Origin of the sequence: Shinella sp. M27 (genome assembly GCF_049199905.1) — a bacterium.
Classification (GTDB): domain Bacteria; phylum Pseudomonadota; class Alphaproteobacteria; order Rhizobiales; family Rhizobiaceae; genus Shinella.
The window spans coordinates 1-18,917 of the sequence record NZ_JBLZPK010000045.1 but is presented as its reverse complement, the minus strand read 5'-3'; the positions used below and the strand labels follow the sequence as shown (position 1 = coordinate 18,917).

Below are 18,917 nucleotides of genomic sequence, written 5' to 3'. Positions count from 1 at the left end.
GGGGGCGGCCAGGCTTACCGCTGCTTTTCACCCGCGCTCTTGCCGTCAGAGCTCCGGGACCGCTCGTCAAAACGATCGGCGCCTTTATCTCGGTCAGAAGCCCTTTTCAGCTTCAACTTGTCGTTCATCCGTGCGTGCTGCCTTATACAAGCCGCTGGCGCCTTCCTTGCCGTCTTCGGTTGGTGCGTTTTCGATTGCCATTGCTCCCTCTTTCGCTACGCGCCGAGAACGGCTCGGAGAGTGTGTTGTTCCAACCTCGAAAACAGTTCGACCAAAACCATATCGATGGCGCCAGAATTGATAGAGAGCCTGCACGACACCATCGATTTCCTCAAAAATGAATTGCCTTTGTGCCATCGCGCGCGAGGCGTTCGTCTCGGGCTGCCTCTAGGAGGGGGCCTGTTAATGCACTGGCGCCGACTTGCTGAGAGGACCGTCTTCAACGCCGCGCATGAGTGCCTTGAGGCCCGGGCCGCTCGTCCAACAGCGACGAGCTATACCCTACCGGAACAACGGCACGCGCGCCGCGTTGGGTTCATTTTCGTAAGGAGAACATCATGAACCGCATCATCTACATCGTCGGCTTGGTCGTCATCGTTATCGCGATTCTGTCGTTCCTCGGTCTCCGGTGAGCACAATGACCGATCCACGCGAAAGACGCATCACAGCACGAGCGTTTGATCTCTGGCAGGCCGAAGGGGCGTTAGACGGCCGAAGCCTCAGTCATTGGCTGCAGGCGGAAAAAGAGGTCGACGAGGAGCTTGCCCAGGCACCATCTGCGCTCTGCTTTTGCCATGGCTTCGGCGCCCCCGGCGCTGAGATGCGGCGCTTCTGATGCGCACCGCCATCACCTGGCGCTGCCCAACCTGCGACGTTCACAAAGGTCAAGACGAGCGGGACCGCCGCGATCTCGAATGCATTTTGGCTACTGAAAACGTACCCGGCGCTGACCGCCGCCAGCGCCGCCTCCGCAGAGCTTGCCGCACTGGCTGCCGCGGCTGCGTCGCCTTGAAGGTTCGTGAGCGCACCCCCGGCCCCCCCAACCAAGATATTTGCCGGCCTCCGGCGATGGAAGCGACTGCTCACCGTCCCCGAAACCCACTTTGACCGCGCGTCCGATATCGCGCCGGGCTTCCTGGACTTCACCTTGAATGACATCAAGCGCGAGGTTCTGATCGCGTGTCGGCAGGGGGGCCCCATCCTTGAAGCGGTTCGACCGACGTGGCGAGCGCGCGCCGATCACGAAAACGAGGCCTGTCACTCCCGATGAGAAAACGACCTTGGCATTCGTCGAAACACCGTTTTCGTACGTTGCCGAAACACTGAAGTCATAGCGCTCCAAGCCATCGACCGTGACACTGATGTCCTCATCACTGAAAATCGGAAACCCTGCCGCGAACTCGAAGGTCGGCGTTACCGGATTGTATTCAGTAAGGCGATTATCGGGGGCCGTGGTGCTCATACAGCGGAGAGTGCCTAAGCGAGCCTAGAGGCACAAAGCACAGGCCGCGCGGCCTTTGACACAACTTTTGCTGTAATATACGCTCGCGCCTCTCTCGCGATGGAGGAGCTTATGGCGACGATCACTTCCAAGGTCGATGATTTATCGACCTTTTTCAATAATGACTACGCTTACTTAAAGAGCACATCCAAAGGATACACATTTCAGAAGTTCGATCACGTAGTTAACGATGATTATTCTGTCTACCTTGTGACGGCTTTTAAAGGAAACTTCACAACAACAGATGGAGTTACCTCAGGATATATAACGGCTATCAGAACCGGATATACCAACTACGGCGGGTCGTACACCCTGCAAGATGCAGTCACTTTCAAGTCGGCCATCTATGTTGAGGACTTAGTGGCGCTCTCTCAAAGTGGCAAGATCGGCGCCCAGCTTTTGCTTTCTGGCGACGACGTGATCACCGGCCTGCGCAACGGCTACGCCGGAAACGACAAAATCTTCTCGATCGGTGGGTCGATCAATGGCGGCGACGGGAATGACACGCTCGTCGCGTCCAACCTAGCTGACGCATTGAACGGCGGCTCCGGAATCGACATCGCATCGTATGAGAACGCGACGGCTGCCGTGACCGTCAACCTTGCGGCGCCGTCGAGCAACAAGGGTTTCGCTGCCGGCGACACCTACACCTCAATCGAAAAATTCGTGGGCTCAAAATACAAGGACACCTTTACCGGTGGAACGGGCAACGACACGTTTGATGGTGGGGCCGGTGATGATGTCCTGTTGGGGAAAGACGGGAAAGACACGCTTATAGGCGGCGCCGGCGCCGACATTCTCCGGGGTGGGGATGGTGCCGATCGCCTTACGGGGGGCTCAGGGGAGGACTTCTTCGTCTTCTTCGACAATGCCAGCAACCTGAAGGGCTATGACACGATCACCGATTTTCAGCATGGCCTCGACACGATCGACGTCCGCAGCATCGACGCGAACGAAGGCAAGCTCAACAACAACGCCTTCAAACTCGTCGAGGCCAACGGCACGCTGAAGATTGGCGAGATGCACCACTACTTCGACGGCAAAAACACTGTTCTCGCCGCCGACATGGATGGTGACAAGAAAGCCGATTTCTACCTAGTGCTGCTGGGGCATATCAAACTCACCGCAGGCGACTTCCTGCTGTAGCCTACGGTGCGCCGCGAGTGTTTGCAAAATCTGGTGCGCGCTTCGGCGCCATGTCGCCTGGGCGCCACCAGAAGCCTTGCCCGAAATCCTTCTTCATGCGCTTTTCATAGCGGGAGAGTGCCTGTCGATAATTCGGATCGATCAGCGTCTGGATTTGGTCGAAGAGGATTCGATCCGTCGCGATCTTTGAGAACCAGAGCGAGGAGCCGGGTGTCCATGCCTTTATATGCTGGGCCAGCGTTTTCCCGCTGACTTCCTTGTTGCCGGCGATGGTCTGCATCAGATCACCCGTCGCGGAGAATATTGCGCCCGGCCCCGGCCCCATCACATATTCCTTGAGGCCGTCACCGCCGCGCGTCGACGACGAATAGACCAGATCGCCCAGCATGCCGCCGCCACCACCGCGAATAAACGCCTGAAGCCAGAACTGCGGGTCTGACATGTTTTGCGGATCGCGCCCGGCAACAAGAGACTGCATCTGCGCGGTGACAGCCCCGGCGATGGTGGCGAGGAGAACCAGCTTCGTGCCGGCCGCGACCTTGCCCCACGCACCATCCTGTATCGCGGCACGCATCATGTGCGTCATCATGAAGGTCATCGGGAAAGACTTGAACTGCGTCGCTGATCGCGCGATCTCGCCCATGAATGTGCCGCGCTGGAGCCCGGCCGTCATCGCACCCCGGATACGCGAGTCCGGCTCGATAACCGCGAACCGCCGTTCATCAAGGATCGCAGACATCAGCCGGTCTCCGAGAAGCTGGTCCTCAACGCCGTTCACATCGAAGAACCGGGCGCCCTCCGCTTCGATCTGTGGTGTCGCGCGCAACTTGTCCCAGTCTCCGGCCTTGAAACCGTACCGCGTCAGGAAGTTTCGGAAGTTCGGATCGAGCTTGTCGAAGGTATGGTCGGCCTGGCGGGCGATGAGGCCGTTCATCTCCATCGCCCACGCGCGCTTCAGGCCTTCCGTCCACACGTTGATGCCGGAAAGGCGCATCGTTGTATCGGCGACCCGGCCGGTCAGGCCCTGGCCGACAACCTCATCGGCGAAGCGTTTCGAGCCGATCGCAGTGTCCATAACCGTCGCGGCGGTGAGGTTGAGTTGGCACGCAATGGCCTCCGCCTCTTCGCCCCCGCCGGCGAGATCACGGACGAGGCGACCGAGAACGGCCGTTGCCGGGATGCCGTTGGCGTTGGCGGCCAGAGACGCGGTGAAGCTGTCACCCGGCAGCGCTGCGACGGTTGCCGAGCCCAGCCGGGCGGCGGTCTGTATATTGCGGATCCCGCCGCCGATCCCGGCGATAAGATCGCTTTGAGCGACACCGAGCTTTCCGGTCACTGCGTCATAGGTGCGTTTTACCGCCGCCGGGCTGTTCAGCGTGATCGATCGCTTCAGCTTCGAAAGCACCGGCTTATTGCGAATCGCGTCGTCTTCCGTTGCGACCTCAAGCAGCTTGCGGAAATTCGCCTCATAGTTCGGACCGAGGATTTCCGTCGTAGCGATCTCCCGGCCCATGCCGCCGAGGTGGCCCATCAGTGTGTTGAACAGGCCGCCGTCGCCATGCCCGTATTTCCGCATCATGCGGATGTAGGACTCCGGGTCTTCGAAACGGAAAACACGGAGCTGGTTCGAGAACCCGCCCATGCCTGCGCCCTCGTTGCGCCCAAGCGTCATATCGTTGTAGGCGTTGGCGATGATGCCACCGACCGCGGCGCGCGGCGCTGCGACCTCTTCATCCATCGCGTCAACAACACCAGGCAGCATCTGCGTGCTGGTCTTGCCAAACCTGTCCGCGATCCGGCGCGCCTGTCGAAGCTGCTCTGCGACCGCATCGAGACGATCGATCCCGGCTTTGGCATCGAGAAGCTGGCGCTTGTAGCGGTCTTCGCCGAGCCGCTGGAGGAGCGGCAGGTTGCCTCGTCGCTCATTGAGGAGGAGGTCGCCGACATCACGCCGCTGGTCGACATTCTCGGCAATCGCGGCCATCGCCTGTTCCGCGTTGCACCTGTCGCGTCGGATGTGCCGGAGCGTTCGGTTCGCCGCATCGCCGCGACCGCGCCTGACATCGGCGAGGCATGGGCGGTGAAATGGCCGCGGCCGACGCGGCTCTTCGGCAATCCCGAACGCATCGAGGTCATCGCACTTCTGCCGGACCAGCCGCCGGCGGTCTTCACCTGGCGGGGCAAGCGACGGAAGGTCGTGCGCGCCGACGGCCCGGAACGGATTTTTGGAGAGTGGTGGCGGAGACCACGCGAGTTCCAGGCGGTCAGGGACTACTTCGTGATCGAGGATGAGCTTGGTGAGCGCTACTGGGTCTATCGTGCCGGTGACGGCATCGATCCGGAAACCGGCTCCCACTTTTGGTTCGTGCATGGAGTGTTCGGATGACACACTACGCCGAACTACCGGTCACGACACATTTCTCGTTTCTGCGCGGGGCATCCAGCGCTGACGAGCTATTCGCGACGGCCGCCGCGCTTGGCATCGACGCGCTCGGCGTCGTCGACCGCAATAGCCTCGCCGGCATTGTGCGAGCCTGGGAAGCCGCAAAGACCACCGGCGTCCGACTGGTCGTCGGTTGCCGCCTGGATCTCACCTACGGCATGTCGATCCTCGTCTATCCCATGGACCGGCCAGCTTATTCCCGGCTGACCCGATTGCTTTCCCTCGGCAAGAGCCGCGGCGGCAAAGGCAATTGCCTGATTGATTTCGCAGATGTCGCCGACCATGTCGCCGGCATGATCGGCGTGCTCGTGCCGGACGAAGCCGACGAGACCAGCGGCGTGCAGCTTCGCAAGATGGCCGAACTGTTCGGTGATCGCGCTTATGTGAGCCTCTGCCTGCGTCGCCGGCCGAACGACAAGCTGCGCTTGCATAGCATCGCTACGATGGCGGCACGCCAAAGGGTCAGAACCGTCGTCACCAACGATGTCTTGTTCCACGAACCTGGCCGTCGGCAGTTGCAGGATGTCGTAACTTGCATCCGCACCCGCACGACCATCGACGATGTGGGGTTTGACCGTGAACGTCATGCCGATCGTTTTCTCAAGGCGCCTGAGGAGATGCACCGGCTTTTTGCCGAGTATCCAGAAGCGCTCGCACGCGGCCGCGAGATTGTCGAGCGCTGCAAGTTCGATCTCAAGGAACTGCAATACCAGTACCCGGAGGAGGCCATCGTGCCCGGCCTCGATCCGCAGCAGTCGTTGGTCAAGTTCACGTGGGAGGGGGCCGCCAGTCGCTACCCCGAAGGCGTACCGGACAAGGTTCGTAAATCTCTGCTCGACGAACTCGAGTTGATCAGGATCATGAACTACGCGCCATACTTCCTCACGGTCTTCTCGATCGTTCGGTTTGCCCGATCGAAGGGTATTCTTTGCCAGGGTAGGGGCTCTGCCGCCAATTCCGCTGTCTGTTATTGCCTCGGCGTGACCTCCATCGATCCTGATATGAACGACCTCCTCTTCGAGCGCTTCATCAGCCAAGAGCGAGATGAACCGCCGGACATCGACGTCGACTTTGAACACGAGAGGCGCGAAGAGGTCATCCAATGGATCTACGAGACCTACGGTCGGAGCCGAGCCGCTCTCTGTTCGACCGTCACCCGCTATCCGGCGAAGGGCGCCTTGCGAGACGTCGGCAAGGCGCTGGGCCTGCCGGAAGATATGATCGGGCAACTATCGTCCGGAGTTTGGGGCTGGTCGGAGGGAGTATCCGAGCGCCAGATTCGTGAGAGCAATCTAAACGCTGCGGATTATCGGCTGATGTTAACGCTGGAATTGGCGCAGCAGCTGATGGGCGCACCGCGCCATCTCGGTCAGCATCCCGGTGGTTTTGTCCTTACCCATGACCGTCTTGACGATCTCGTGCCGATCGAGCCTGCGCGGATGGACGATCGCCAGGTCATCGAATGGGACAAGGACGACATCGAGGCGCTCAAGTTCATGAAGGTCGACGTGCTGGCGCTCGGCATGCTGACCTGCATGTCCAAGGCCTTTGCCCTGATGGCCGAGCACAAGGGCGACGTTCGCGACCTCGCTTCGATCCCGGCCGAATGTTCACGGACCTATGCCATGATCCGCCGTGCCGACACGCTCGGCACCTTCCAGATTGAAAGCCGCGCACAGATGTCCATGCTGCCGCGGCTGAAGCCACAAACCTTCTATGACCTCGTTATCCAGGTTGCGATCGTCCGACCGGGTCCGATCCAGGGTGACATGGTGCATCCTTATCTGCGCCGGCGGGAGGGCAAGGAGCCGATCGACTATCCAACGCCGGAACTGGAGGCGGTGCTTTCGAAGACCCTTGGCATTCCGTTGTTTCAGGAGAGTGCGATGAAGGTGGCGATGGTTTGTGCTGGCTTCACCGGCGGCGAGGCGGATCAGTTGCGAAAATCGATGGCCACGTTCAAGTTTTCGGGGGGCGTCTCGAAGTTCAAGGACAAGCTCATCGCTGGCATGGTGAAGAACGGCTACACGGCCGAATTTGCAGAGCAGACATTCTCGCAGCTGGAAGGGTTTGGGTCCTATGGCTTTCCAGAAAGCCATGCGGCCAGCTTCGCCTTGATCGCCTATGCGTCAAGCTGGGTGAAATACCATCACCCGGACGCCTTCTGTGCGGCGCTTTTGAACTCGCAGCCAATGGGATTTTATGCGCCGGCCCAGATCGTTTCGGATGCGCGAGCACATGGCGTTGAAATCAGACCGGTCTGTGTCAACGCCTCCCGATGGGACTGCACGCTCGAGGAGATCGAAGGAAGCCGCCTCTGCGCCGTTCGCCTTGGCATGCGAATGGTCAAAGGGCTCGCGACCGCGGATGCCGCGCGGATTGTGGCGGCGCGTGCCGACGAATCATTCGCCTCGGCCAATGATCTGTGGCGGCGATCTGGCGTGCCGACGGCCGCCCTCGTCAAGCTTGCCGAAGCGGATGCCTTTTTGCCGTCGTTGCAGCTCCAGCGCCGTGACGCTCTATGGGCAATTAAAGCCTTGCGCGACGAACCGCTCGAGCTATGGGCCGCGGCCGCCGAGCGCGAGGCGCGCCAGTTTGCTGAAGTGCAGGAGCCCTCGGTTGCTTTACCCTCGATGAGGGCTGGATACCAGGTTGTTGAGGACTATTCCCATACCGGCCTTACTCTCCGCCAACATCCGGTTGCATTCTTGCGCAGTGACCTTCGCGAACGGATGGTCACATGCGCCGAAGCCATGGCAGCCCGGGATGGCCGATGGTTGATGACCGGTGGGCTCGTGCTTGTGCGCCAGCGGCCGGGTTCGGCGAAGGGTGTCATGTTCATGACGATCGAGGATGAGACCGGCATCGTCAACGCGGTCGTCTGGCCGACGCTATTCGAGCGCCAGCGCCGGCTTGTCCTTTCCGCCTCGATGCTGGCGATCAATGGTAAGATCCAGCGAGAAGGCGACGTCGTGCATCTCGTCGCACAGCGACTGTTCGATCTTTCCGATGATCTTGGCCAACTGGGCGAGCGAGGAGAGGCCTTTCCGCTCCCGCATGGCCGGGGTGACGAATTTGCACACGGAAACGGGGCACCGGATTCAAGAGAACGACCGAAGGCTGCCGTACCGGCGAGGGATATTTTCATCCCTGATTTGCTGATCGACCGGCGAAGGTGAAAAGCCGGAATTTTCATTGAGTAGCGCGTGGCCGTGTTGCGAGCACACTTTAACGGCGCGCCCAATCGGGTTTGTTTGGTCAATCCGAAGCCTCACTGCTGACGCGACGCACCTTCGCCACCACGTCATTGATAGCGGATATCACCGCGTCGGGCCGCTCTAGTTGAACGACGTGGCTTGAATCGCGCAACGTCTGGTGCGTGCTGTCTTGCGACCACGCGGCTTCTTCGTCTTGCATTGCAGCCCACGCGCTTTCCCGCCGTTCGAACTGGTCTTCGCTCATGCCAGCCGACTCTTGCTGACTTTTGTTATAGTCACCCCATTTCTTTCCATGGGAGAGCACTGCCAGTGGGCGGTTGCCCAAATCGCGGAACGTCCCGGCCTGTTGGAAGGTGGCAGGCATTGCGACGGCCTCATCAAGTGCAGACTGCAACGATGGGGTTTGATATGCGGCGACCGCCGCCGAGACGTGGTCAGGCAGCTCGGGAAGCTCGGGTGTGGGCAGGAGCAAGCGGGGCAGACCAGTCCATGAAAGCGCTGCGATCACCCTGAAGAGCAACGGCGCTGGATCGTCTTCAATCCCGGAGGCGGCTTCAAGTCTTTTGATCTGGTCAGGGTGCGCGCTGTCGACTAGCACGACGCCTGCAACGTCGGTCGGATGCCGCTTGGTGTAGAGCATCACGAGTGGGCCGCCGAGCGATGCTCCCACCATGACATAGGGACCACGCTCGTTCGTAACCTCGAGCGTTTTCTGTAAATCGACAATGATTGCCTCGCCATCGCGTGGAAGTGGCCCAGGGTCGCTCCACATGAGCCCGGCGCGATCATAGGCGCACACGCGGGTCGTTGCCGAAACCGTCTGTATTACGGGGTACCACAATGCCGATCCGCTCGTGTCCGCGCCAGCCTCCAGAATGACAGTCGGCCGACCGCTACCGTGGCAATCGATGTGTATGCGTCGACCTCCGATCTCCGCGAGTTTGCCGGGTGGAGGAAATTCTCTAGCGGTAATCCGTCGGGCGGTGGCCTCATAAACTGTGCCTGCGACGAGCACGGCTGAAACCGTCAGCGCGACACCTATACCAATGAGGCGTAAGATATTGCTCATGCTCAACATCCCCGTTGCGCTCGTCAGATTTCATCTGGATTGACGCTCACACTCCCGGTGTTCGGTTTCCGGTACGATGCATAGCGCCGATGATCTCGCGCCGATAGCAACTTCATGACCATAGCGGGCCTAGCTACTGCTTGCTTGTTTAAAGCCGGAATTTTTTTGTCAGGCTTGCGCGCCCCAAGCATATCTCTCTGCGTGCTCCTGTCACCAAGGTCACACACTTCTTCCAACAAGCCCGATATCTGGCCTTGCGATAGATACCTCTTTAGGGAAACGAGCTTTATGCAACCGCGACCGCAGATCCTCTTCGATGTTGTCACAAAAACAGTCGCTATCCTATTCGAAGGCGACGTCATTACGCTGATCGGGCCGTACTCGTCGCGCACCAACGCAATTAATGCCGCAATGGACGAGTGCGCAAAGCGGGGTTGGCTCGACATTCCACACCCCGCATCGGCGGGGCAAACGCAGGTGGGATAGAGAACCATGCTCGGGAAAACAGTCGTTCTGACATTAGCAATCTTTCTCCTGGAAACGGCATGGGCGCTTGCAGGCTCAGTAAGCGGAATCGTTGTCGACGATAAGGGCCCTGCTTGAAACGCAGCCGGCCAAACACATATCGATTCCGCCAGAATTGTAATTGAAAGGAGCACCACGATGCTGGCTGACGTTTACTTCTCTGTCCCCCTTCACGTTCGTTTTCCAAATGGCGTAACTCGCTCTTTCGAGAGCCTGCACGACACCGTCGATTTTCTTGAGAATGAATGGCCCTTGCGGCACGGCGCCAGATACAAGCGCGCGTGTGAGAAGTGCCGCGCCGCGCTCTATCGAATGGCACCGGTCGCTGTGGCTCGTGAGGCATTTATCTCCGCTTGCCTCGAGGCGGGGTTGCCTGTCGAGGCATTAACGCCGAGTTGGCAACGAGGACCGTCGTCACCGCCGCGAATGAGTGCTTAAGGGGCAGCGCCGCTCACCTAAATGGGCGGGCGGCGCGCTTTTGGAACGAAGTTTAGATCGCCGCGTTCGTCTCCTGATCAAAACAGGAGAGGGTCATGAACCGCATCATTTATATCGTTGGACTGGTTGTTGTCGTCCTGGTGATATTGTCGTTCCTCGGTCTGCGGTGAGCGCCATGAACGATCCACGCGAAAGTCGCATTACAGCGCGAGCCTTCGATCTATGGCAGGCTGAGGGGTCTCTAGACGGTCGTAGCCTCAGTCATTGGCTGCAGGCGGAGAAAGAGGTCGACCAGGAGATCGCCGCAGAACCCCAGACCGAAGAAGTCGAGGCGGTTGCGCTAGCCGGCGCCGTAAACCCGCATTGAGGTTCGACTCCGATCGGAGCCAACCGAGGCGGCCGAAACGTCATTAGGAAAGAAATTAGGAGCCGGTTCAATCAAGAACCGACTCCTAAAGCAATATCAGCATGTTAGCTGAAGAATCTGGCTCCCCGGGCCGGATTCGAACCGGCGACCTGTCGATTAACAGTCGAATGCTCTACCGCTGAGCTACCAGGGATCATCCGCTCGCTGCTGGTTTTCAGCTGCTCGATGCGGAGTGAGCGCGTAATACAAATGCTGGATCGATTTGCCAAGCGCTTTTTGACAAAAAAATGCATCGGGCTTGATTGATTGTGGACAAGTCTCCAACTGGAAGGGAGACGATGCCCGGAAAACCGGGCTTTGCAGCGAAACGAGCAATGCATGACGACGAAAAAAAATGGCATGAAATTTGGCATCGACCCCCGTACCAAAGAGATCGTCGTCGGTTCCTTGCGCCTGAAGCTGCCGGAATCGCGCTGGCTGCGCACATTGATCGGCGTGCTCCTGGTCTTCGGCGGCATTCTCGGCTTTCTGCCGGTGCTCGGATTCTGGATGGTGCCGCTTGGTCTTCTCGTGCTTTCGCATGATTCCCACTTTGTCCGTCGCCAGCGCCGTCGTCTTGCCGTCTGGTGGGCGACCCGGAAAGCGCGTCGCAACGCGCGCTGATCCGCCTTGCATCGATCCTAAGGTCCTGCTCTAACCCGATGGATATCGGGCGAGGGGAAGCATATGGAATTGCTGATGAAAGGTGCTGTGATCGGGTTTGGTGCGACGGTGCTGATGGATCTCTGGGCCGTCTTTCTCTGGACGGCCTTCCGCCAGTCGAGGCCAAACTGGGCGCCGGTCGGCCGCTGGGTCTGGCACTTGAAGAACGGCACCGTCTTCCACGACAACATTGCTTCCGCCGAACCCTATGCGCATGAGCAGGCGCTCGGCTGGATCTTCCACTATGCGGTGGGCATTCTCTACGGCGTCATCCTGGCCGTGTGGGTCGGAGCATCCTGGTTTGCCGTGCCGACGTTTCTGCCGGCCTGGGTTCTCGGCATCGTGACGGTTGGCGCAGGTTGGTTTCTGCTGCAGCCGGGGCTCGGCGTCGGTATTGCAGCCTCGAAGCTTCCCAATGCCGATACGGTGCGCATTCTCAATCTAGTGTCCCACACCGTCTTCGCGCTGGGACTTTATGGAACGGCGCTTCTCATCCGCTGAGAAAAACAACGCCACCGCAGGAAATCCTGCGGTGGCGTTTCGATTTAGCGGGCCGCGGCGACGCCCAGGATGAGGCCGGTGGCAACGCTCATCAGAAGGTAAGAGTTGTCCACCTTCACCCATTGCTGGCCGCGAGAGGGCTTGCGCAAGCCGTGACGGTGGTAATCACGCACAGTCGGGCGGCCCTTCCAGTCGGAATAGCGCTCGCCCTTGCGCCAGGTGTGGCGCTTGACGATCACCTTCTTCTTCATGGTGTGAGTATAGCCGGGCTTGCGGTCGTGACCATAGTGCTGCTGCGCCTGTGCCATCGGTGCGGCGGCGAAGGAGAGGGCAACGGCAGCAAGAAGGGTGCGGGTGAAAAGTTTCATCGGTTGGTTCCTCGTTGTCGATGAGAGAAAACTAGGCCCGGCGCGATGAACCAAAACTGAACGGTGTGGTTACAATTCTGTAATGAAAGCAGATGCTTATTCGGCGATTTAAAGTGCCGATGGCATGGGCGCAGGAGGGCATGCGCCTAGTGGGTGGAGGGCACGTCGTCCTCTTCCAGGAAGGAATGGATACCGTCGCGGGCCACGGTGGCCAGAAATTCGTCGAAGGCTTCCCGATCGGTCGCAAAGGGGGCGTCCCATTCGAACAGGTCTTCGTTCTGCGTCACCACTTCCAGCCGCCAGTCCTGCTGGGTGCCGGCCGGCCGGTAGATATCGACGAGAACCGTGACGTCATCCTCAGTAAATTCGCCGGAGAGTTCGGAATGCTCGATTTGCGGTTTCTTCGCCATGGGTGGTCCCGTTAAATGTGTCTGAGCCGGCATATGCGCATGGCTGCGCGCATGCGCAAGGGCCGCATCATGGTCTGGGGTCAATTCCCGCGGATGCGGACACAGGCATCCCGCCATTGCAGCAGCTTCGCACCGTCGCCTTTTTGCGGGGCAAGCGAATATGCCATGCCGGCGATGGTGATCGCGGCCCCTTCGCTGTTTTCCTTGGACAGGGTATCGAGCAGGGGGGCGGTGTCATAGCTGCCGAGGCTGAGCATCCAGCCGCCATCCATCTCGTTGGCATCGACATGTATCATCGAGATCGGCAGATCGACTTTCTTGCCGCCGGCCGAAAGCGGCACGTTCGCATAGGTCGCGCCGGCGGACGCCTTGATCAGATCGACCGCCATCGTCTCCACCGGCCCGGTGAGAATGCTGATCTGCAGGGGCGGTGTCTGAGCGGGATCACAGGAAATGCTGTAGGCCACGCATTCAGAGACTTCCTCGCCGGTGCACGGGCTGAAGGTAAGATGCGCGGCCGGCTGCTCCTCGTTCTCGTAGAAATAGGCGTGGAATTCCTCGCTCCGTGCCGGTGCCAGGCCGAGGAAGGGCACGGCGAGGATGCCGGCAAGACGTAATGCGAACCTCATGAGACCCTCCCTGTCGATGACGAGCCGCAGAGTCGGCACAGCGGACACCTTGTCCGCTGTGCTCAGCCCGCTGGCCACCCGAGTATCCGAGTATCCAGAGCGTTTGTCGACGGTTTCGTGGTGGAGGTCGGGTGGTTTCGCGTGAAACCTCGCCCCATGGCAATGGCAGCGATCCGCAGGCGGTCCTCAACCGCGTCGCGCTCGGCCAGCACAGTGCGGATGGCCTCAAGCGCATCCCAGTCATGAAGAGCCAGGACAGCCATGGCTTCGTCTTTTGTTCGCTCATGCGATTGTAGGATCATTGTAGGCGCAGCTCCAACTGCTTCTTGCTTTTGAGAACATAGAAGGGGCGAGGCGCAGCCTGCATCTTCTGAAGGCGTTCCGCGCGTTCCGCTGCCAATTTCTCACGCCATGCACGCGATTCTGCGACGACAGCAAGGGCTCTTGCTACACTATCAGTCTGCATAACAATCTCCATTTTGTTCTTTATATGTTCTCTTTTTTGGTTGAGAGAGTCAACGGGGATTTATGAAATTAATCCTAGCCGGGGGAATGGTAGGCAGGCAGAGAGAGGGCGTTAAGTCGCTCAACGACGGATGAATTGGGAACCGATTGCCACACCTAATTTTAGTGTGGCGGAATGGTTCAAGCCCAAACCGCCATACCTTCGAATGTCCGGTGTAGTTTCAGTATATTGGAAATCCGAAGGGAAGGGGTTGGAGGCCTCGCCGAGAATCGAACTCGGGTGCAAGGATTTGCAGTCCTCTGCGTCACCACTCCGCCACGAGGCCATCCGTTTGCTATAAAGCGTGTGGTGACGGGCGTTTAGAACGAATTCAGACAGGGTGCAAGGGGCTATGCTGTCGATTGTTGCGCTTTTTTGTGGGCAGACGGCGCGCCCCCGCGGCGCGCCATGCCGCATTATTGCGCCGGAGCGCCTTCGAGGCCGACAAGCGCGATCTTGGCGTAACCCGCGCCGCGCAGGAGGTTCATGACGTCCATGACGTTGCCGTAGTCCACGGCCTTGTCGGCGCGCAGCAGGATGCGGGTGTCCTTGTTGCCTTCCGTTACGGCATCGAGTTCAGGGCCGAAATTGTCGCGGCCGATCTCGCCGTTGCCGATCGAGACGGTCAGATCCTTCTTCAGCGTCATGAAGACCGGCTTGTCCTCGCGCGGCGTCGGCTGGGCGACGGAGGAGGGTAGGTCGACATTGATGTCGACGGTCGCCAGCGGGGCTGCCACCATGAAGATGATGAGCAGAACCAGCATGACGTCGATGAACGGCGTCACGTTGATTTCGCTGTTCTCCTCGAGTTCGTCGCCGCCGCCTTCCTTGATCTTGCTGGCCATGACGTCACCCGAGCTTCACGACGGAGGCGCCGGCGCGCTCGCCGCGCTGGGCGGCGGGATGACGGACGGCGCGGCGCACGTCGAGGTCACGGCTGGCGAGACGCTCGATGGCGGCCGAGGCGTCGGCGAGGTTCTGGCGGTAGCCGGTGATGGCACGGGCCAGGACGTTGTAGATCACGACCGCGGGAATAGCGGCGACGAGACCGATGGCGGTGGCGAGCAGCGCTTCGGCGATACCGGGCGCCACGATGGCGAGGTTGGTCGTCTGCGCCTTCGAGATGCCGATGAACGAGTTCATGATGCCCCAGACGGTGCCGAACAGGCCGACGAACGGGGCCGTGGAACCGATGGTGGCCAAAAGGCCCGTGCCCTTGGCGATGCGGCGGCCGCCATGCACCTCCATGCGGCCGAGGCGCGAGGCGATGCGCTCTTTCACGCCGCCGTCGGAGACGTGGTCGAGTACGGTCTCGGAGGCTTCCATCTCTTCGCGAGCGGCGCGCGTCATGCGGGCGACGAGGCCGCGGTTGCGACCGAGCGCCTGTTCGCCGTCCTCAAGTCCGCGCGCGGCAATGAGGCGGCGCACGGCGTGGCTGGCGGAACGCTGCGCGGCGCCGAGCTCGGCGATCTTGACGAGCAGTACGGTCCAGGTGACGACGGAGGCGAAGGCGAGGCCGATCATCACGCCCTTCACGACGATATCGGCCGCCATGAACATGCCCCAGGGGGAAAGATCATGCGGCAGGCCGGCCTGGCGTGCCTCGGCGGCATCGTCGACCGCGTCGAGTACCGTCGCGTCCTCATCGGCCGCTATCGTGTTGGCGCCGCCTTCGGTTGCGGTCGGGCGCGACGTCGTTTCGGTCGTCGTCGCACCCGTGCCCGTTGCGGTAGGCTGGGCCTCGCTGGACTGGGTCTGCGTGGATTGGCCGGCAATCGGCTGGCTGTCCGTCTGGACCGTGGGTGTCTCCTGGGTTTGCGCCGAAACGGCGTAAGGAGCGGCAAGCGCCACCAGGATCATCGCGAAGTGCAGTCGAGACCGTTTCAGCACGGCGTATTCCTCTTGTATATCTTAACTTTTAAACGGAGCCCGTTCAGGGAAGGGGCATTGGCGCGGGCGCAAGCGCGTCGCTAAAACCTGACTGTTCAATACGACATTATGCCCCGGACAGGCAATAATATGTTGAGTAATTAATTCATGATAACGCGGACACGCTGAGGCGCATCCGGCAAAGGGCGATACGGTCGGTGGTTTTTGCGCGCAATCGGAAGGCGCCTATGGACACCCGGCCTGAAACCGCACTAAGAGAATTGCGATGCATCCGGCAGCGGGCCGGGCCTTTGCGCCGGTCTCGCCGTTTTATTCAAGGGCTAGAGATGATTGACTACAAAGCAGCGCGCACGAAGATGGTGGACAACCAGATCCGTACGACGGACGTGACGTCGCACGAGGTGCTCGACGCCTTCCTGACCGTCGCGCGCGAAGAGTTCGTGCCCGCGGCGGTAAAGCCGCTCGCCTATATCGACAACGACATTCAGCTTGTCCCCGGCCGCTTCCTGATGGAGCCGTCGCCGCTCGCCAAGCTGATCCAGCTCGCCGAGATCGCAAGCAGCGACATCGTGCTCGAAGTCGGCTGCGGCACCGGCTACGCCTCGGCGATCCTGTCGCGCCTCGCCAGCTCGGTCGTGGCGCTGGAAAGCGACGCCGACCTTGCCGCAACTGCAACGGAAACGCTGTCCCGCCTCGGCTACGACAATGTCGCCGTCGTCACGGGTGATCTCGAAGCCGGCTATGCGGCCGAAGCACCCTATGACGTGATCTTCGTGCATGGTGCGGTCGAGTTCGTTCCGGCAGCCCTTTTCACGCAGTTGCGCGATGGGGGCCGCATGGTCGTCGTCGAAGGCTACGGAAATGCCTCGCAGGCCCGCATCTATATCAAGGAAAGCGGCCACGTTGCCGAGCGCAACGTGTTCAACACGGCCGTCAAGCCGCTGCCGGGCTTCCGCAAGGCGAAAGAATTCGTCTTCTAAGACGGCTTAGCCGCCAGAGACAGGAAAGGCCTGCTTTTGTTGCGCTTTGGCAACGGGCCGTTCCTATTGTCGCTGCCGGACCCGAGGGGACTGGCGCGATCCCTGTTTCCCAAGCAACTTAAAGGCACTATTGGCAAGCGGTGCGAGACCGCCGGAAACGGTGTTCGCATGCCGAAGGGCGTGCGCGGCTCTTCGTGGGTCAAAGTGTATCAAAGGGCGGCTCAGTGGCGGGTCGATCCAGGATCGGAGTTTTGTACTGTGTCCATTCTTCGTCGAACCGCCCTTGCCGTTGCGCTCGCCTCCGCTGCCTTCATCCTGCCACAGCGTGCAGGCGCCGAAACGCTGGCGGGTGCGATGGCCAAGGCCTATGAGAACAATCCCGACCTGAACGCCGCCCGTGCGGCCCTGCGCGCCATCGACGAGAACGTGACCATCGCCAAGGCTGGCTATCGGCCGCGCATCAGCGCGGTCTCGGAATACGAGGTCACAGGCACCAAACTGGACAAGCGCCCGTTCTTCGGCCAGCAGAAGACCAAGCAGCTCACCTCCAGTCACGGCATCACCGTCACGCAGCAGATTTTCGATGGTTTCCAGACATTGAACCGGGTGAAGGCGGCGGAGCTGAACGTTCTGGCAAGCCGCGAGCAGCTGCGCGCCAACGAGATTTCCATCCTGCTGGCGGCCGTCGAATCTTACGCCAATATCGCGCGTGACCAGCAGGTCGTTGCCATCCGCAAGCAGAACCTCGCCTTCTTGAATGAGCAGCTCAACGCCGCCAATGCCCGCCTCGATGTCGGCGAGGGCACGCGCACCGACGTTAGCCTTGCTCAGGCTGAGCTTGCCGCCGCCAAGGCCCTTCTGACGGCGGCCGTCTCCCAGCTCAAGCAGAGCGAGGCGGCCTATGTGCAGATCGTCGGCGTTGCGCCATCGGGCATCAAGCAGCCGGCTTCGGCAAAGAAGGCCATGCCCGCTTCGCTCGATGCCGCAGTCGCGATGGGCTATCAGGAAAACCCGACCATCCTTTCGGCCATGCGCAGCGCTGATGCGGCCAGCTACAATGTGCGGGTGGCCGAGGGCACGATGCTGCCGGGCGTCTCGCTGCAAGGCGATCTCTACAAGTCCGTGAACAACGAAGCCGGTCCGGCTGATAATCTGACCGGTGCGCTTTCGGCCCGTGTCGTGGTTCCGCTCTATCAGGGTGGCGCGGAATACGGCCAGATCCGCCAGGCCAAGGAACAGCTTGGCCAGCGCCAGATCCTCATCGATTCCGCGCGTCTGGAAGTCCAGCGCACCATCGTTTCGGCCCATGCGCAATACGAGGCGTCCGTCGCGGCCATCGGCGCGATCCGCCAGCAGATCGACGCTGCCAACATGGCGCTGAACGGCGTCGTGGAAGAGCGCAATGTCGGCCAGCGCACGACGCTCGACGTGCTGAACGCCCAGCAGAACGTGCTCGACGCGAAGGAAAGCCTCGTGTCCGCTCAACGCGATGCCGTCGTCGCCAGCTATTCTCTGATTGCAGCCATGGGCGCATTGACGGTGCACAGCCAGGGGCTGGAGGTCACCGAATATCGCGCCGAGCGCCATTACGAGAAGGTCAAGGACAAGTGGTTCGGCCTTCGCACGGTCGACAGCAACTAAGCGGAAGCCGCCTTGCCCTTGTGAGGGCAAACAAATCTGTGCATCACTCGTAACACATGATTCGCGGTGATTTAGTTCGCCGCTGAACTCGCCTAGGGTTTTGCGGATGTCCGGCAGGTCTTCGTGCCATGCCGCGGACGCCGCAGAGAACGGGGATAGAAATGGCTCAGCCAAGTGTAGCGCGTGAACCGTCCATGGATGAAATCCTGGCGTCCATCCGCAAGATCATCGAGAACAACGAAGCCCAGCCGGATTTTGCCGCCGACGCGCAGGATGACGACGGCTTCGATATCTCGACGGAACGGGACAGCAGCCTTCTCGACCACCCGTCCGTCGTGGAGCAGTTCCACGTCGAGGAAACCCGTTCCGCCCCGGTCCATTCCATTCCGCGTGTCGAGCCCGTGCAGGCCGCCAGTCAGCCGGCATTGTCGCTGGCCGATGTCGCCGCACGTGTTCGCGCCGCCTCCGAGCGCCACGTCGCCGCCAATCGCGAACCGTTGGCCGAGCGCGAAGTGTTCGCCGCCGAGCCGGTCCAGCCGGTTGTCGCACGCGAGGAAAACCCCGTCGTCACGGCGCGTGTGGCC

The 18,917-nt window shown here is 60.6% G+C and carries 18 protein-coding genes, 2 tRNA genes and 4 pseudogenes; 12 read left to right on the top strand and 12 right to left on the bottom strand.

Annotated features, from left to right (window positions below):
* Positions 1-14: 14 nt before the first annotated feature.
* A pseudogene (locus ACOZK4_RS18070) lies at positions 15-201 on the bottom strand (hypothetical protein).
* Between the two features lie 436 nt (positions 202-637).
* On the opposite strand from ACOZK4_RS18070, the gene ACOZK4_RS18065 reads away from it, so the two are divergent.
* On the top strand, positions 638-835 hold the full coding sequence (locus ACOZK4_RS18065; protein WP_421593077.1) for a DUF2934 domain-containing protein: 198 nt from the start codon (positions 638-640) through the stop codon (positions 833-835).
* A gap of 90 nt (positions 836-925) precedes the next feature.
* Here the strand turns inward: ACOZK4_RS18065 and ACOZK4_RS18060 are convergent, their stop codons facing one another.
* Positions 926-1,462 carry a hypothetical protein gene (locus ACOZK4_RS18060; protein ID WP_421593076.1) on the bottom strand — a complete coding sequence of 179 codons (537 nt, stop codon included), beginning with the start codon at positions 1,460-1,462 and terminating at the stop codon, positions 926-928.
* Between the two features lie 111 nt (positions 1,463-1,573).
* On the opposite strand from ACOZK4_RS18060, the gene ACOZK4_RS18055 reads away from it, so the two are divergent.
* Complete coding sequence (locus ACOZK4_RS18055; RefSeq protein ID WP_421593075.1) at positions 1,574-2,647, top strand: calcium-binding protein; 1,074 nt, start codon at positions 1,574-1,576, stop codon at positions 2,645-2,647.
* A gap of 1 nt (position 2,648) precedes the next feature.
* Here the strand turns inward: ACOZK4_RS18055 and ACOZK4_RS18050 are convergent, their stop codons facing one another.
* Positions 2,649-3,581 carry a hypothetical protein gene (locus ACOZK4_RS18050; protein ID WP_421593074.1) on the bottom strand — a complete coding sequence of 311 codons (933 nt, stop codon included), beginning with the start codon at positions 3,579-3,581 and terminating at the stop codon, positions 2,649-2,651.
* A gap of 774 nt (positions 3,582-4,355) precedes the next feature.
* On the opposite strand from ACOZK4_RS18050, the pseudogene ACOZK4_RS18045 reads away from it, so the two are divergent.
* A pseudogene (locus ACOZK4_RS18045) lies at positions 4,356-5,033 on the top strand (DNA polymerase Y family protein); the annotation flags it as partial.
* Positions 5,030-8,289 (top strand): annotated as a pseudogene (locus ACOZK4_RS18040) (error-prone DNA polymerase). The pseudogenes ACOZK4_RS18045 and ACOZK4_RS18040, both read left to right, overlap by 4 nt.
* 59 nt (positions 8,290-8,348) lie before the next feature.
* Here ACOZK4_RS18040 and ACOZK4_RS18035 read toward each other — a convergent pair.
* Positions 8,349-9,377 (bottom strand): alpha/beta fold hydrolase, encoded by a 1,029-nt coding sequence (locus ACOZK4_RS18035; protein ID WP_421593073.1) that lies wholly within the window; start codon positions 9,375-9,377, stop codon positions 8,349-8,351.
* 663 nt (positions 9,378-10,040) lie between these two features.
* Between ACOZK4_RS18035 and ACOZK4_RS18030 the strand changes: the two genes are divergently transcribed.
* The gene (locus ACOZK4_RS18030) at positions 10,041-10,340 is read left to right on the top strand and encodes a DUF982 domain-containing protein (protein ID WP_421593072.1); all 300 of its coding nucleotides are present in this window, start codon (positions 10,041-10,043) and stop codon (positions 10,338-10,340) included.
* Between the two features lie 175 nt (positions 10,341-10,515).
* Entirely contained in the window at positions 10,516-10,707 is a 192-nt protein-coding gene (locus ACOZK4_RS18025) for a DUF2934 domain-containing protein (RefSeq protein ID WP_421593071.1), read from the top strand.
* Positions 10,708-10,825: 118 nt separating this feature from the next.
* Here ACOZK4_RS18025 and ACOZK4_RS18020 read toward each other — a convergent pair.
* Positions 10,826-10,900 (bottom strand) — tRNA-Asn (locus tag ACOZK4_RS18020).
* Positions 10,901-11,085: 185 nt separating this feature from the next.
* On the opposite strand from ACOZK4_RS18020, the gene ACOZK4_RS18015 reads away from it, so the two are divergent.
* Both ACOZK4_RS18015 and ACOZK4_RS18010 read left to right on the top strand, forming a co-directional pair.
* Positions 11,086-11,370 carry a hypothetical protein gene (locus ACOZK4_RS18015; protein ID WP_421593097.1) on the top strand — a complete coding sequence of 95 codons (285 nt, stop codon included), beginning with the start codon at positions 11,086-11,088 and terminating at the stop codon, positions 11,368-11,370.
* Between the two features lie 75 nt (positions 11,371-11,445).
* Complete coding sequence (locus tag ACOZK4_RS18010; RefSeq protein WP_421593070.1) at positions 11,446-11,910, top strand: DUF2938 domain-containing protein; 465 nt, start codon at positions 11,446-11,448, stop codon at positions 11,908-11,910.
* 44 nt (positions 11,911-11,954) lie between these two features.
* Here the strand turns inward: ACOZK4_RS18010 and ACOZK4_RS18005 are convergent, their stop codons facing one another.
* From ACOZK4_RS18005 to ACOZK4_RS17995, 3 genes are all read right to left on the bottom strand, one after another.
* A complete protein-coding gene (locus tag ACOZK4_RS18005) occupies positions 11,955-12,278 on the bottom strand; it encodes an RcnB family protein (protein ID WP_421593069.1) in 324 nt (107 codons plus the stop codon).
* A gap of 146 nt (positions 12,279-12,424) precedes the next feature.
* Positions 12,425-12,688: a hypothetical protein gene (locus ACOZK4_RS18000; protein ID WP_313528263.1), complete on the bottom strand. Its 264-nt coding sequence runs from the start codon at positions 12,686-12,688 to the stop codon at positions 12,425-12,427.
* Positions 12,689-12,768: 80 nt separating this feature from the next.
* A complete protein-coding gene (locus ACOZK4_RS17995; protein WP_421593068.1) occupies positions 12,769-13,395 on the bottom strand; it encodes a hypothetical protein in 627 nt (208 codons plus the stop codon).
* Positions 13,396-13,448: 53 nt separating this feature from the next.
* Between ACOZK4_RS17995 and ACOZK4_RS17990 the strand changes: the two genes are divergently transcribed.
* The gene (locus ACOZK4_RS17990; protein ID WP_421593067.1) at positions 13,449-13,613 is read left to right on the top strand and encodes a hypothetical protein; all 165 of its coding nucleotides are present in this window, start codon (positions 13,449-13,451) and stop codon (positions 13,611-13,613) included.
* A gap of 2 nt (positions 13,614-13,615) precedes the next feature.
* On the opposite strand, the gene ACOZK4_RS17985 is transcribed toward ACOZK4_RS17990, so the two are convergent.
* The 4 genes from ACOZK4_RS17985 to exbB all read right to left on the bottom strand — a co-directional run bounded on the left by ACOZK4_RS17985 (position 13,616) and on the right by exbB (position 15,712).
* Entirely contained in the window at positions 13,616-13,783 is a 168-nt protein-coding gene (locus ACOZK4_RS17985) for a hypothetical protein (protein ID WP_421593066.1), read from the bottom strand.
* Between the two features lie 251 nt (positions 13,784-14,034).
* Positions 14,035-14,108 (bottom strand) — tRNA-Cys (locus ACOZK4_RS17980).
* Positions 14,109-14,238: 130 nt separating this feature from the next.
* Entirely contained in the window at positions 14,239-14,667 is a 429-nt protein-coding gene (exbD, locus tag ACOZK4_RS17975; protein ID WP_421593065.1) for a TonB system transport protein ExbD, read from the bottom strand.
* 4 nt (positions 14,668-14,671) lie between these two features.
* A complete protein-coding gene (gene exbB, locus ACOZK4_RS17970) occupies positions 14,672-15,712 on the bottom strand; it encodes a tonB-system energizer ExbB (RefSeq protein WP_421593064.1) in 1,041 nt (346 codons plus the stop codon).
* 329 nt (positions 15,713-16,041) lie between these two features.
* On the opposite strand from exbB, the gene ACOZK4_RS17965 reads away from it, so the two are divergent.
* From ACOZK4_RS17965 to ACOZK4_RS17955, 3 genes and pseudogenes are all read left to right on the top strand, one after another.
* Positions 16,042-16,692 carry a protein-L-isoaspartate O-methyltransferase gene (locus ACOZK4_RS17965; RefSeq protein ID WP_313525370.1) on the top strand — a complete coding sequence of 217 codons (651 nt, stop codon included), beginning with the start codon at positions 16,042-16,044 and terminating at the stop codon, positions 16,690-16,692.
* Between the two features lie 258 nt (positions 16,693-16,950).
* Positions 16,951-18,333 carry a TolC family outer membrane protein gene (locus ACOZK4_RS17960; protein ID WP_313525352.1) on the top strand — a complete coding sequence of 461 codons (1,383 nt, stop codon included), beginning with the start codon at positions 16,951-16,953 and terminating at the stop codon, positions 18,331-18,333.
* Between the two features lie 161 nt (positions 18,334-18,494).
* Positions 18,495-18,917: pseudogene (locus ACOZK4_RS17955) on the top strand (DUF2497 domain-containing protein); the annotation flags it as partial.